The organism is Kordia sp. (genome assembly GCF_022447245.1).
Taxonomy (GTDB): domain Bacteria; phylum Bacteroidota; class Bacteroidia; order Flavobacteriales; family Flavobacteriaceae; genus Kordia.
Genome location: NZ_JAKVBC010000063.1, coordinates 1 through 14,433, shown reverse-complemented (window position 1 = coordinate 14,433; position 14,433 = coordinate 1). Strand labels below are relative to the sequence as shown.

Below are 14,433 nucleotides of genomic sequence, written 5' to 3'. Positions count from 1 at the left end.
TGTGTGTTTTTTACTGGCTACTATGATGTGTCTTTGCAAACGAAGTGAAGCACTTGTATTGAGTGTAGTAGAAATGATGTGTTTTTTAATAAAACTTATACGCTCTAAAGTCACAGATTACTTCGTCATGCTTCCTCGTAATGACGTAACATACTTTAATTCGTCATGGCGAGCCAAAGGCGTGGCAATCTGCTACTTCAAATAACGTATCCGTCCTGTGATACAAAGACTGCCGCGTCGCTCACTCCTCGCAGTGACGATTCACATATAACTTTGATGCGTCATGGCGAGCCAAAGGCGCGGCAATCTGCTACTTCAAATAACGTATCCGTCCTACGATACAAAGACTGCCACGTCGCTCACTCCTCGCAGTGACGTTTCATATATAACTTTATTCCTCATGTCGAGCCTAAGGCGAGACAATCTGCTACTTCAAATAACGTACCCGTCCTACGATAAAAAGACTGCCACGTCGCTCACTCCTCGCAGTGACGATTCATATATAACTTTGATGCGTCATTGCGAGCCAAAGGCGCGGCAATCTGCTACTTCAAATAACGTATCCGTACTACGATAAAAAGACTGCCACGTCGCTCATACCTCGCAGTGACGTTTCTTAGGTGAAGTACTTCGTAACACACTGACTGTTAGAGTACGAAAATATACATGAAAAAAGTGGGTAATATTTTCATGATTGCTACCCATACTTATAGATTAATCTATTGGCGGAAACCTGAAAAGTCAATTAAAAAAATTAGAGTAAGGACTAATTAATTAAAAAAATCATGAAAAATTTAAAAGTAAGCCTAGTTGCTATCATGCTCGTACTGTTTGCTTCTTGCTCCCACGATGATGAGGTACAACGTGAAGACAACGCAGCAGTTGCCTTAAAAAATCAATCAGCAAACGCACAGATGCCCTATGTAGAGAATGGGATTTTGTTTTTCAACGATCGTTCACATATTGATCAATATTATGAATATTTAGACGAGATGATCCATACAAAGCAAGAAGAGGCTATTAACAACCAAGCGAATGCTACCGTAGATGCTATTTTGGATCAGTTTGAAAGTCAGTTTGGAGGCTTTACATCTTTTAGAAAGCGATACAATCAGCAATACGATTGGGATCGTCGCCGATATTCAAAGCAAGAAATTTTGAGCATCTTGGAAAGTACCGTTATTAAAGGTATGGAGCAATCGTATTTTAATAGCGATCACGAATTGGGTATTGGGAATAAGGTATATATATATCACTCAAAAGATATTGTGATTGAGGTTCCAAAGAACCGACAAGATATTATTGATGATATTAAAAACTTACCTAAAGGAACTAATACAATTCCCGCAGTTTTACTTACGGGCGAATATCAAGAAATTAATATTATTTCCGATACTATGGAAATGGGAACTAAGATGCATTTACAGGTAGATATGAACTTATCGTATGATTCTACCCCAATATTAGAAAATAAAAACTGTGATGTGTATGAAAAAGCACTTGGAATGACCTTGATAGAAAATATATTGGATGAGGAAGACAACACAACTAGTTCGTTAGAATATACCTATGAATTTGCGAATATTACTATTGATTGGGGAGATGGCTCTACTCCTACTGTTAGCAGTTATAGTACACATAGTGGTGAACTTATTTGGCATACCTATACTAGTATGGGAACGTATACAGCTACCGTCACTATTGGGTTTTATGACTTAAATGGTGTTTATCAAGTGATGTCCGATCCAATAACGGTCATTGTAGCCGATGCCTGTACTGATGCTAATGGCACCGTGGTAGATTCTGTAAGTGATAGCCAATGGTTATTGGTTGGTCAATTGACTGTATCAAACGGTTTTTTTGGTGCTAACAGAATTGAAGGTAGATCTGATGCTTATAAAAAGGATGGTTCTTCTTGGGTACGTGCTAATAGACGTAGACACAAACCGTATTTAAAAGTGTATGTTTCTGGGAAGTTTAGAGATAATAATTGTGTACAAAAAGCACATAAAGAAGGAACGGCGCAATCGACACATGCCAATACAAAAATTAAAATTAAGACGAAGATTTGGGGACGTTATGATCATTCTAATGGGGATGTGTATTCTGAACATCGACTGCAAAAAGGCAGCACTTATTTGAGTCTTGACTTGGTATATAATCCTTGTTAAACATATTGAGCTATAGTGGAATGCTAAGTGTACACTTCGGCTCCGCTCAGTGCAACACACTTTGGGAAGTTTGCATTTAGTCATATTGAAATGCTCAGTTTAATACTTCGACGAGTTTACATTGAGCCATGTCGAAATACTCAGTGTACAAAAAAACCGCTTTACAGAGATGTAAAGCGGTTTTTGATATTGTGATACTATTTTTATTATTCACTCATAAAGATGCTGATAATGTACCAGAAAAGTAACATTAGCGAAGCAAACAATCCTAAAGAAGCTGCTACATATTGATCTTCTTCGTATTTGTGTACCATGTTAGACGTTTGGTATAGGATAGAACCTGAAGCCAAAACAACCATTCCTACACAAAACCATAAGCCTAAATGGAATCCGAAGATCATTCCTGCTACGATCAATCCAATGGCTAAGAACGTTCCTATAGTTAGGATAGATCCTAAGAATGAGAAATCTTTTTTCGTCATTAATACAATTGCAGACAATCCTGTAAACAAGGCTAATGTCATGATTCCTGCTTGTGATAACACTGCAGTACCAGTTGCCTCTGTGAATTGCAATGCGATAAAGATTAAAGGTACAAATATGAATGCTTCAGCAATAACATATAAAAACAATGCAACGTGATGCATGGTCTTGTCTTTACTCCTTAGAGCGAGTCGTTCTGCATAGTTTGTGGCAAACATAAATAATCCTAGTACGATTAACCATGTCCATCCTTGAATCATTTGCAAACCAATGTTTACAATGAAATCCATTTGTAAAAATAAGTATTCAACAACTACAAAAAGTAATACTGAAAAGGCTAAATAGGTATATGTCTTTTTATAAAATGCTACTTTTTTATCTTCTGCTAATGCACTTACGGGAAGTGCTGGTCTGTATTGTTCCATTTCTTTCGGTTTTTTATTATTACTCAAATATATTACTTTGTTTTTAACTCTGCAATGTCAATGTGCCTAAATTCTTGTTAATTGCCAAGAGTTTATCGTTGCAAGCTCAATTTTGAGTTTCAAATTATTTTAATTTTTTAAAAATACTTTAAATTGAACTTCAAATTTGTACGCTTATTGATTTTATATCTCAACAACACATTTTACAGCTTTGCATGGTTTGATGTTATTGGTATGTTTGTTTAGAGATTTGTTACAATAAACATTATATAACAAACAGATTACCACGTCATGCTTCCTTTCATAGATGTACGGGAAAGTATTCGTTCTTAAATCCTTATCTTTGCATAAAGAATAAAAAAGAAGCATGCTTACTTGGAAAGATATCATACACCACGCTACACACGGAAATAAGAAACCAGATATGCGTGTAGAAAAAACAGAAGCGGAATGGAAGGCTCAGTTAACTCCTGATCAATATTACGTTACACGTCAAAAAGGTACGGAACGTCCGTTTTCTGGTGAACATTGTAGTCGTTACGATCCTGGTGTGTATAATTGTGTGTGTTGTGGTACACCTTTGTTTGATTCAAATTTAAAGTTTGATTCAAGCAGTGGTTGGCCAAGTTTTACCGAACCTATAAAGGATAATGTGATTGATTACATTAGAGATACTTCTCACGGAATGGTTCGCGTAGAAGTAACTTGTAGTACCTGTGACGCACATTTAGGTCATGTATTCCCAGATGGTCCACCTCCTAGTGGATTGCGTTTTTGTATTAATTCGGAGTCGTTGGCTTTGGATGAGTAGATTGTTGGACTGCTTGTATAGATACTATGACGCATTGCAAAACGCAATCATGGCAATCACATGCTTCAAATAACAAATACGTAATACTTGAAACAGATTACTACGTCGTAAGCTCCTCGTAATGACGTACCCAAAGAGCGAAACAAAAACTTTTTTACACAAGCAAGTTATTTATAATAAACAAAGCCTCAATCTCTATATAAATAAAGATTGAGGCTTTTCTATTTTATTTCTAAATACTTCTCATAGGCTCAGCTAATGCTGACATCTAAGAGCGAAAGCGATCTAAAAAGTCTAAAAGCGAAGCGGTTCAATAGGCAAGGCCGGTCTAAGAGCATCAGCGATTCCAACCTACGTCATCTCAAACGCCTTTTGATAAATAAACTCATATACAGGTACAATTTTATTGATATCAAATTGCAAGGCTAGTTCTTTGGCCGCAGCTTTGAATTTTTCTAATTCGTTTTCATCTTTTAAAATTTTGAGGGCGTTGCGCGACATGTCGTGTATGTCTCCTACATTACTTAAGTAACCTGAAACTCCATGTTTGTTCACTTCTGGAATTCCTCCTGTATTACTCGATATGACTGGTACACCAGAAATCATGGCTTCTAAGGCGGCTAATCCGAAGCTTTCTGTTTCAGAGGGTAATAGGAATAAGTCAGAGAAACAAAGTATTTTATCAATCTCGTTGCTGTTTCCTAAGAAGATTACTTTGTTTGAGATTCCCAACTCTTCGCATAATTGCTCTGCAGGTTCTCTTTCAGGTCCTTCTCCAACCATCATCAATTTCGCAGGAATTTCTTTTTGAACTTCATAAAAAATCTTCACTACATCGTCAATGCGTTTTACTTTACGGAAATTACTGACATGTGTAATGATTCGTTCTTCTTCAGTTGCCATCACACTACGTTGACAATCCGAGAAATTTGGATCTTGTGCATGCTTTGCAGCATCAATAAAGTTAGGAATGACATCAATTTCACCTTTGATATCAAATAAACGTAACGTATCTTGTTTTAAACTTTCTGAAACTGAAGTCACAACATTCGATTTGTTGATACTAAAAGTTACTGCTGGTTTGTAAAATGGATGACTTCCCACTAAGGTAATATCCGTTCCGTGCAAGGTGGTTACCATCGGAATGGTAATGCCTTCCTCTGCCAACATTTTTTTTGCCATATAACCTGCATACGCATGCGGAATTGCATAATGTACGTGCAATAAATCAATATGATGTAGTTTTACCATGTCTACCAATTTACTCGACAACGCCAATTCATACGGTTGGTAATGGAATAATGGATATTCTGGTACATTTACTTCGTGAAAGTGAATATTTTCGCTTAATAAAGCCAAACGAACCGGCTGTTTATAGGTAATAAAATGTATTTCGTGTCCTCTATTGGCTAAGGCAATACCTAGCTCTGTAGCTACTACGCCACTACCTCCAAATGTTGGATAACATACTATTGCTATTTTCAAATCTAGTCGGGGTTATTCTTCAATTGCTTCGTAAATTAGCTTTTGAATTTTAGTTCTTATATCAGTTTTTATTAATTTTTTATTGGTCATTGTCGGATAAGTTCTGTTGGATAGAAATACGTATACTATTTCTTCATCCGGATCTGCCCAAGTGTAGGTTCCTGTGAATCCAGAATGTCCAAAACTTTTCATGGAAACACAACCACAAGTTGGTCCTACATCACCTAGTTGTGGTTTGTCAAATCCTACACCACGCCTATTGTCTTTGTGGCAATAATAACAGTTGTTGAATTTGTCAATGGTTGCTGACTCCAAATATTGTACGCCTCCATAGCTTCCTCCTTGCATATACATTTGCATCATTTTGGCTACATCGGTTGCCGTACTAAACAAGCCAGCATGTCCTCCAATTCCGCCTTGCATTGCCGCGCCCATATCATGCACATATCCTTGCAATACTTGGTTTCGGTAATAGTCGTCTTTTTCAGAAGGAACTATCATTTTTTTTGAAAATTTTTCTAAAGGATTGTAAGTCGTTCTGTGTGCACCTAATGATTTATAGAAGTACTGTTGCGTTAATGTATTTAAGTTTGCTTCGTATGTGGCTTCTACATAGTCTTTTAGGATGTAAAAAGGCAAGTCGCTATAGCGGTAGCGTTTTCTTTTTAACAGGTCACTATCCATGATGCGCTGCATGATAGAATCTTTGTATTCCGCATTCATGTATAGCTTGTTGGCAACTTTTACATTGAATTGCTTCGTTTTTTTATCGCTATACCACTTTTTGTTTGGCTTTTTAGTCAAAGTGTCTAAAGTATTTACATAAAATGGTATCCACGGTTTTAAACGTGCATAATGCGATAGTATTTCAACAATTTTCAGTTTTTCTTTGTTCGTTCCTTTGAATTTTGGAAGTAAGCTTCCTAGTCGAGTACTTAACGAAAGTTGCTTGTTTTCTTCCAATTGCATGATTAGTGGCAATGTTGCTAAAATTTTGGTCATGGAGGCTACATCGTACATATCATGATCCGTTACTTTCTTCTTTTTTTGATAAGTGTGATACCCAAAGTTTTTATTGTAAATGATTTTCCCTTTACGAGCGATTAGCAATTGCACACCTGGTGCCATTTTTTCAGAAACTACCAATTCTGCCAGCGAATCAATGCGTTTTAATTTTTTGGAATTGACACCAACCGTTTCTGGCAGATCGTAGCCTAAACGTCCTAATGTACTGGTTTCGAAACCTGTTCCTAATGGAAATTCCTCTCCGATGGCGACTGGCAATTTCCCTTGTGCTTTTTGTGCTCCAAAGATGATTTGTGCCGAAACTTCCTGAGAAAGTGGACTGTTATCATAAGAAACGATTATATTTTCAATATTGGTAAAGCTCTTAATCTTTTTTAAACTGTGTGGACTCGCAAATACATTTAGGATTATTTTGTTGGTACGTGCCAATTGCTGTAACCAATCTATTTCTTTACGGGTAAAATTAAAATCACCTGTAGGACTTGCGTCAGATTTGTGCAATCCTATGATTACTGTAGAATAGCCTAAAAGTTTTTCAATTAAGCTTGCTAGGTTTTCTTCTTTGATCACGTCAACTGCAGCATATTTACGGAGTGTATTTACGTATACACTTTCGTCTGCATCGCCCATTTTGATGTATGCAATTTTTTGTTGTACCAAATCTCGTATCGGAATGATGCTTTTGTCCACTTTTACCGCTGTGATAGCTTGTTTTACTGCTTCATGATACAAAAGATCGTCCTTAATATTGTCAACCGCATCTACAACAGCCATTTCCGATAAAGGTTCAATCGTAGCTAAACCAAGCTTGTATTTGGTACGTAGTATATTTTTTACTGCACGAGCAACACGCGTTTCTTTGATAATGCCGAGTTGCAATGCTTCTTCAAATTTTGCTATGACAGCAGGCACATCTTCTGGCAACAGTAATAGATCATTTCCAGCAACAAAAGCAGCCAATTCTACTTCACCACTTTCTTTTCCTTCTCGCAAAAGCGGGTCGTTTAAAGGTGCTGAGAAAGTTAATCCTTTAAAGCCTAATTCGTTTTTGAGTTTTTTGGTAACTATATTATGCGATAAGGAAGCTGACAAACCAGTAACAGAGGTTAAGTTTGGCACTTGAATATGTGCAGTTTGTACAGCACCAAGCTTATTTTTGATAAGTGCTTTGTAGGGTACAAATTGAATACTGTCTAATTGCTCCACTGATAGCGTTAGCTCTGGCAATTCACCTTCTATAGTTAGTGTGCTGTTTGAAACACTCGGAAAGTATTTAACTCCTGCAATGGTTCCTGTGCTTTGAATTCCTCTCGTAAAAGCGGTGATTTTTTTTGCAACTTGTGCTATGTCTTCTCCATACGAACGATTTCCAATCGTAGCAAGATTATTTTCTGTTTGTACTACTGGTACAGATGCAAAAACTACATGCACACCCAAACGCTTGCTATGTGCTCCAATGCGTTTACCCATTTGTTCTATGAGTTTATCGTCTTCAACAGCACCTAATAATAAGTTATATGGATTTGTATGTGCAGAATCGAGTAGTTTTCCAAAGTCTCTTTCAGCATCCATAGCAACAAGTAATGGTACTTTGGAGATTTTTTGAAATTGATTCGTTAATTCCACTTGATGCGTTGGATTACCGCCCATGAATAACACAGCACCAACCTTTTGTTTCATGATTTGCAGTTTGACTCTATTGTCATCTGCCAAGCCTTTGTTAGAATAGACAGGAATGGTTAACAATTGTGCAAAACGTTCTTTTTGCGTCATATTGGTATATACACTGTCTACCCATTTTTCTTGAGCTTTAAATTCTTTCGTTGGGATGAGAGGCGATTTTTGGGCGCCGATTATAAAGATAGATACTATAATGATGAGTATCGTGCTGTATTTATTCATAGGGTATATTCACTAACATTGACAGTACAACTAAGACAAAAAAGATATCATTTTTGTACTTCTTTCACATTATAGATTAAATGTACAGACTTTATTGCACACAAAAAAGTCTTGTTAAAATTTAACAAGACTTTTTGAAATAATTTTTATGAGTTACTTTCCTTTTGCTCTTTTTATCATAAGAAACTCATTGTTTTAATCTAAACACGTAAACTTTTCACTGTAAAACCAATAAAGCAAACAATTGTGTGTATTTCTTTGGAAAACTCCATGTATTGTTGACTTACTGTATCTTCGATAAAGTAAATCAATTGCGTTACATATTCTTTCGTTGGAACATCTATAAGCGTATGTGTTCCATATAGTTTTTGATGCACTAAAGACATCGATTTGATTCTGTTTTGACTATCGCGAAGAGCGTTTTCAATATTTTCATCCTCATATTCATCTTCTTATGGTGTAAGAATCCCCGAAATCATTTGCATATTGTTCTTAACTTTATGAGGTATTCCCTTGATCAATATTTGAATGCTAGCTAAGTTACGCTGTAGTTCTGTGTTTTTGGAAACAACTATCGTATTGACTTCTTGAAGATCATCATTAAGTGATTTTTTTTATGAATTGATTCAAAATTAAAAAATTAAGGAAGCATACACTTCTATTCCTGCTTTTGCATTGGTAATACCATCTTTATATATACTTTGTTTAATTTTGCATCTATTTCCTGTTACTCAAAAGCTTGATAATTACTAAAGAGTCATAAAAAAACCTTGTTCTTTTACACACAAGGCTTTCAACTTTTATCCAACTAATGAATAAACACTTTTCGGAATTTCTCCCTTATAAACATATTGAAGTAAGATAAAATAATATGTACATATTTTTGATTTAGGCAACCATATGTCCAATCACCTCTTGTTGGCCTTGGGCATTACCATTCTCTTGTTGGAACTTGGCAATTAGCACAGGTATTTTGTGTTCCTGAACAAATGTCAGTTCTTCCTCCTCCTTTTACATTTTCCACGTTAAAACTAGAAACTACACTCTTCCCTAAAGTTAACTTCCCGTTTAAATTTCTTTTTTTATAATTATTAATTTAAAGTTTGCTACAACAAAAACCAATTAATAATCAACACTTTACGGTTTTACCATAGGAAACCTATGAGAATTCACGAGCATTAACATAAAAATATATGCAATGTTTTATGTTTGAAAATTTTTCCTAAATATTTGATATTCTTTTTATTACAAACAAAAAAAGACACGTTAAAAAAACGTCCCTCCTTTCTGTTATGATTTTATGTATTTCTTTAGTTTAGAAAACGTCCATGCCAACTTTCACGGGCAGGTACTTCCCAATTTTCTAAAAATTCGGCTTTCGTAGCTACTAGATTATTAAATACAATTGTGTTTCCTGTAACGGCTTTGTCTTTTGCCATTTTACGAAACGCTTTTAAGTCTTTGTATGCTACATATTGCCCTTGTTTGTACGATACGTTCATTTTGTCCATCAAATCAACATTGTATTCTTTTTCCAATTGTTGAATAAAATGTACTGAAGCATCGATGGAACAACCTGTAGCTGTTTGTTTTTCTTGATCGACAGCAATGATAATGAAACGTTTGTATTTGATTTCAAAAGAAGCTTCTAAATCGCTTCCATGTGCTGTCCATTGTGTAATAAAGTTTGACAACTTTGCTTTGATTTCCTCCAGTTCTACTTCACTAAACGATCGATTGGCTTGGTAAATCCAAACTCTGGCCGCATCTGAAATTTTATCAAATTCTACTAACATATTTTTTTAGTTTCTAACTACTTCTATTTTACGCAATACTTTATAAGTACGATAATCTTTTAATGCTGGATCGAACATTTCTTTGCTTTCAAAAGATACTCTAATCTCTTTGTTTTTCAACTTTTTAAAATCTTCTAACAATTCCTGTCCCTCAAAGTATTCCATCCAAAGAAGCTTATATACTCTTTTGTTTTCTCCTTTAAAGTTTAAGATATTGAATTGATCTTTTGTCAACTTCACAGCTTTCCCTTTAACACTAGATACGTTTGTCGATTCTACTTTTGTTTCATTGTAGTTATCGTCTTCTTCTATGAATTCTTTTGCAAAAGACATAAATGTATCTGGGCAGATCGTTAACATATTTAGACCGATTTCTTGTCCTAAAAGCTCTAGCGAATCCGGATCATCTAAAGAAACATTCATGTATTTGTCAATACGACTTTTGTATTTTCCATACGAATTGATCATGCAAAGCCCTAATTGCACTTCTAGATCTTTTTGCGAAATATTTTCTCCTGATTTTGCAGAGAAACATTCACAAGCATCTTTTGTAATATCGTTTAATACTGCTTGTTTAGAATCCTTCTTTTCTTCTTGTGCATGTACCGCAAACATTGTCATACATGCAACAAATACTGTGATAATTTTTTTCATGTTCTATGAATCTTGCGCAGTGGCAATTAATTCAGCTATATCTTGAACAATGATGCTGTCTTCTTTTTCTTTTGCTTTAATTCCATCCGTCATCATCGTATTGCAGTATGGGCAACCCGTAGCAATAATTTCAGGATTTGTTTTTAAAGCATCTTCTGTACGTAGCACATTGATGTCTTTATCCCCTTTTTCAGGTTCTTTAAACATTTGTGCTCCACCAGCTCCACAACAAAGCGCTGTTGCTTTGTGACGCTTCATTTCTACTAAGTTTGCATTTAACAAACCTAATACATCACGTGGTGCATCATATACTTCATTAGCTCTTCCTAAGTAACAAGGATCGTGGAATGTAATACGTTTTCCTTTATATGTATTACCTACTGATTGCAAACGTCCACTATCCATTAATTCTTTTATGAATTGTGTATGGTGAATGACTTCATAGTTTCCTCCTAACGATGGGTATTCATTTTTTAAACAATTGAAGGAATGCGGATCACAGGTTACAATTCGTTTTACTTCATACGCATTCAATACTTCAATATTCATCATTGCCTGCATTTGAAACAAGAATTCATTTCCTGCACGCTTCGCTACGTCTCCAGTACAACTTTCTTCTGGTCCTAAAACGGCAAAGTCAACATTTGCTTTGTTTAAAATCTTTACAAAAGCTTTGGTTATCTTTTTTGCTCTATCATCATAACTTCCAGCAGAACCTACCCAAAATAATATTTCTGGTTGTTTACCTTCTGCCATAAGTTGTTCCATTGTTGGTACATTCATGTCTTTATTTTTATAGGTTTTGTGTTGTTTTAGTCTTCGTTTGCCCAGTTTAAACGATCCATTTGATTGTAAGGCCAAGGCGCTCCATTGTTTTCAATATTACTCATCATATTGTTGAGTTCCATTGGCGCCGCGCTTTGTTCCATTACTAAATAACGACGCATTTCTATAATGATAGATAACGGATCAATATTTACAGGACAGGCTTCTACACAAGCATTACAAGAAGTACATGCCCATAATTCTTCTGTAGTGATATAGTCATTTAATAAGCTTTTTCCATCATCGACAAACTTCCCTTTGTTAGCATCGATGTTTTTCCCAACTTCTTCTAAACGATCTCTGGTATCCATCATAATTTTACGAGGAGAAAGTTTTTTTCCTGTCAGGTTTGCAGGACATTCACTAGTACAACGTCCACATTCAGTACATGTGTACGAGTTCATTAATTGAACCCAGTTTAAATCCATAACATCCGAAGCACCAAATTTTTCTGGTTCGCCTTCATCTTCTCCTTCCGCAGGAGCGGCAAACGGATCAGCATTTGGATCCATCATCAACTTAACTTCTTTAGTTACATTAGAATCATTTGTAAATTGTCCTTTAGGTTTTAAATTCGCATACCAAGTATTTGGAAACGCTAATAAGATGTGTAGATGCTTTGAGTAATATAAGTAGTTTAAGAATACTAAAATCCCTGCAATGTGAATCCACCATGTTGTTCTTTCTACAATATGCGCCATATCAGCATTTCCTTCAAACAAAGGTGCTATGTATTGACTGATGACATTTCCATGACCTGCATGTTGAAAGTGAAGGTCTGAAGCATTCATTACTAAGAATAAGGTCATTAATACTATTTCAAAATATAGAATGATATTTCCATCACTTTTTGGCCAACCTTTCATTTCGGCGCTTAAGAAACGTTTTAATTTTACGATGTTTCTACGAATCCAAAATACGATTACAGCCACTAATACTAATACTGCCAGCACTTCAAAGCTTCCAATTAGGAAACCATACACACTGTCTGGTAATACTTTGGTGAATATTCGGTGTTGTCCTGTAAGTCCATCGATAACGATTTCGAGAACTTCGATATTTATAATAACAAATCCGAGGTAGACTATAATGTGTAAGAAACCTGCGATTGGACGACGCACCATTTTAGATTGCCCAAGAGCAATCATCGCCATATTTTTCCAACGCTCCGATTTATTATCGGTTCGATCAACATCTTTTCCTAGCTTTATGTTTCTAGTAAGTTTTCTAACATTTTGAACAAAATAGCCTACGCCAACTATTAAGAGTATGGCAAATAGAATATTAGGAATATACTGCATGGGTAGTAAATCTTTTAGTGGTTATGCTTAGTTTTTCTTTTCTTCTTTATCTTCTTCTTTCGGTTTCATATATTGTTTTGGACGTTTTCCAAACAATGAGAAATGTACGTATCGTTTCGGATTCAACTTCATGTCTTCAAGCAATTGCTCCATTTGTAAAGACATACCAGTAAGGTTATTGTATAATTCTTCGTCTTTTAAAAGTTTTCCAACAGAACCTTCTCCTTTTTCTATACCAGCTGCAATTCTGTTAAATCCTTGAACAGTAGATTCTAATTGTTTTACTGTTTTGTTGAATTTAATTTTTGCTAAAGAATCTGATATTTTAGAGAAGTTACTTGTAATGGTATTTACATTGGTTAATGCACTGTCTAACTTTTGTTTGTTATTTTCTAGAATACTATTGAATGTGCCTGATGCCTTTTTGAAGTTGGCAGCAGTAGCATTCAATTCTTTGATGGTATTTTTGATATTGTTTCTTGATTCGGCATCCAAAATTTCGTTGACTGCTGTTAGTAAAGAATCAGCGTTCACCATCATATTTTCCATTTTTGCTTGTAATGGAGTAAGTTGATTTTTGAAAGAATCAATCATTCCCAAACGTACTTCTGTTTTGAGCGTATCACCTGAAACTGCTATTGACGAACCATCTTGCTTTAGCATAATGGCTAAGGTTTTCCCTCCTATAAAACCATTTTCTTGCAATTGCAATGTGCTGTTTTTTGAGAACTTGAAATCGTTGTCTAATGCTAAGGTAACAACTGATTTTCCTGAAGGTTGTAATTGAATGTCTTGTACTTTACCGACTTGAAATCCGTTAATCATTACTTTGGTTGCTGGTAACAAACCACCAACATCGTTGTACTCTGCATAAAACACTCTGTCACCAGAAAATACAGATCTTGACATTAAGTAACTAATTCCAAAGTATAATAGTACTAGCGCGGTAATTGCTAGTAGTGCTGTTTTAATTTCTCTAGATATCTTCAATTTTTGGGAATTTGTGAACTTCACAAAATTAGCTATTTTTTTGCTAAGAATACTTCTAATTTAGTATTTGTTCAATACTTCACGCAAAGGTACTTTTTTTCCTTTTTTGAAAGCTACTACATAACAGTCTTTGTATCCTTTCTTTTTTGCAAATGCCTTCATGCGCTTTATTTCCTCATAATCAGATGTTTTTCCGTAAAAATAACGATAAATTCCACCTGATTTTTCTCTGGAAATTTCTTTAAGTCCTTTAAAATTATATGGTTTTGTGGTGATTTTTTTTGAGCTTGCCGATAATTGAACTTTAAAAGTTACGCCTTTAATTACCCTTGAAGAAGTTTCTTCTTCTGTAACTACTGGATCATTATCAACAACAATAGGATCATCTGTGAATGTAGTTTTAGAATGCAGTTCTATGTATTTTTTAACTGCGTTATACAAAGATTGTGTCATGATTTTTTTTCCCTTCTTAGAGTTTAAGAAATCTTCTTCTTTTTTGTGTGTTAAGAAACCTAATTCTACCAAAACACTTGGCATATATGTTTTTGACAATACCCAAAAACC

At 35.2% G+C, this 14,433-nt stretch carries 12 protein-coding genes and 1 pseudogene; 3 read left to right on the top strand and 10 right to left on the bottom strand.

What is annotated here, in order from left to right; genetic code table 11:
• Both MK119_RS23630 and MK119_RS23625 read left to right on the top strand, forming a co-directional pair.
• Nucleotides 1-205: hypothetical protein (locus MK119_RS23630; RefSeq protein ID WP_290684097.1), on the top strand; the 205-nt coding region annotated here is incomplete at its 5' end.
• Nucleotides 206-785: 580 nt separating this feature from the next.
• Nucleotides 786-2,171: a hypothetical protein gene (locus MK119_RS23625; protein ID WP_290684095.1), complete on the top strand. Its 1,386-nt coding sequence runs from the start codon at nt 786-788 to the stop codon at nt 2,169-2,171.
• Nucleotides 2,172-2,377: 206 nt separating this feature from the next.
• Here the strand turns inward: MK119_RS23625 and MK119_RS23620 are convergent, their stop codons facing one another.
• Entirely contained in the window at nt 2,378-3,079 is a 702-nt protein-coding gene (locus MK119_RS23620; RefSeq protein WP_290684093.1) for a Bax inhibitor-1 family protein, read from the bottom strand.
• A 367-nt stretch (nt 3,080-3,446) separates the two neighbouring features.
• On the opposite strand from MK119_RS23620, the gene msrB reads away from it, so the two are divergent.
• Nucleotides 3,447-3,890, top strand: coding sequence for a peptide-methionine (R)-S-oxide reductase MsrB (msrB, locus tag MK119_RS23615; RefSeq protein WP_290684091.1), 444 nt, complete (start codon nt 3,447-3,449; stop codon nt 3,888-3,890).
• Between the two features lie 351 nt (nt 3,891-4,241).
• Here msrB and bshA read toward each other — a convergent pair whose 3' ends face one another.
• From bshA to MK119_RS23570, 9 genes and pseudogenes are all read right to left on the bottom strand, one after another.
• Nucleotides 4,242-5,375: an N-acetyl-alpha-D-glucosaminyl L-malate synthase BshA gene (bshA, locus tag MK119_RS23610; protein ID WP_290684089.1), complete on the bottom strand. Its 1,134-nt coding sequence runs from the start codon at nt 5,373-5,375 to the stop codon at nt 4,242-4,244.
• Nucleotides 5,376-5,387: 12 nt separating this feature from the next.
• The gene (locus MK119_RS23605) at nt 5,388-8,303 is read right to left on the bottom strand and encodes a glycoside hydrolase family 3 N-terminal domain-containing protein (RefSeq protein ID WP_290684087.1); all 2,916 of its coding nucleotides are present in this window, start codon (nt 8,301-8,303) and stop codon (nt 5,388-5,390) included.
• 200 nt (nt 8,304-8,503) lie between these two features.
• Nucleotides 8,504-8,737, bottom strand: a pseudogene (locus tag MK119_RS23600) (histidine kinase dimerization/phosphoacceptor domain -containing protein); the annotation flags it as partial.
• 876 nt (nt 8,738-9,613) lie between these two features.
• Entirely contained in the window at nt 9,614-10,099 is a 486-nt protein-coding gene (locus MK119_RS23595; protein ID WP_290684085.1) for an ABC transporter ATPase, read from the bottom strand.
• A gap of 6 nt (nt 10,100-10,105) precedes the next feature.
• Nucleotides 10,106-10,753 (bottom strand): hypothetical protein, encoded by a 648-nt coding sequence (locus MK119_RS23590; protein ID WP_290684083.1) that lies wholly within the window; start codon nt 10,751-10,753, stop codon nt 10,106-10,108.
• A 3-nt stretch (nt 10,754-10,756) separates the two neighbouring features.
• On the bottom strand, nt 10,757-11,536 hold the full coding sequence (locus tag MK119_RS23585) for a (Fe-S)-binding protein (RefSeq protein WP_290684081.1): 780 nt from the start codon (nt 11,534-11,536) through the stop codon (nt 10,757-10,759).
• A 29-nt stretch (nt 11,537-11,565) separates the two neighbouring features.
• The gene (locus tag MK119_RS23580) at nt 11,566-12,879 is read right to left on the bottom strand and encodes a 4Fe-4S dicluster domain-containing protein (protein ID WP_290684079.1); all 1,314 of its coding nucleotides are present in this window, start codon (nt 12,877-12,879) and stop codon (nt 11,566-11,568) included.
• Between the two features lie 27 nt (nt 12,880-12,906).
• Nucleotides 12,907-13,869, bottom strand: coding sequence for an MlaD family protein (locus tag MK119_RS23575; protein ID WP_290684077.1), 963 nt, complete (start codon nt 13,867-13,869; stop codon nt 12,907-12,909).
• 60 nt (nt 13,870-13,929) lie between these two features.
• On the bottom strand, nt 13,930-14,433 hold a 504-nt coding region (locus MK119_RS23570; protein WP_290684075.1), incomplete at its 5' end, for an N-acetylmuramoyl-L-alanine amidase.

What these genes read in the sequence shown, in the direction of transcription:
- MK119_RS23590 (WP_290684083.1), bottom strand. Translation starts at nt 10,753, where the DNA reads ATGAAAAAAATTATCACAGTATTTGTTGCATGTATGACAATGTTTGCG.
- MK119_RS23605 (WP_290684087.1), bottom strand. Translation starts at nt 8,303, where the DNA reads ATGAATAAATACAGCACGATACTCATCATTATAGTATCTATCTTTATA.
- MK119_RS23580 (WP_290684079.1), bottom strand. Translation starts at nt 12,879, where the DNA reads ATGCAGTATATTCCTAATATTCTATTTGCCATACTCTTAATAGTTGGC.
- MK119_RS23585 (WP_290684081.1), bottom strand. Translation starts at nt 11,536, where the DNA reads ATGAATGTACCAACAATGGAACAACTTATGGCAGAAGGTAAACAACCA.
- MK119_RS23625 (WP_290684095.1), top strand. Translation starts at nt 786, where the DNA reads ATGAAAAATTTAAAAGTAAGCCTAGTTGCTATCATGCTCGTACTGTTT.
- MK119_RS23620 (WP_290684093.1), bottom strand. Translation starts at nt 3,079, where the DNA reads ATGGAACAATACAGACCAGCACTTCCCGTAAGTGCATTAGCAGAAGAT.
- MK119_RS23595 (WP_290684085.1), bottom strand. Translation starts at nt 10,099, where the DNA reads ATGTTAGTAGAATTTGATAAAATTTCAGATGCGGCCAGAGTTTGGATT.
- msrB (WP_290684091.1), top strand. Translation starts at nt 3,447, where the DNA reads ATGCTTACTTGGAAAGATATCATACACCACGCTACACACGGAAATAAG.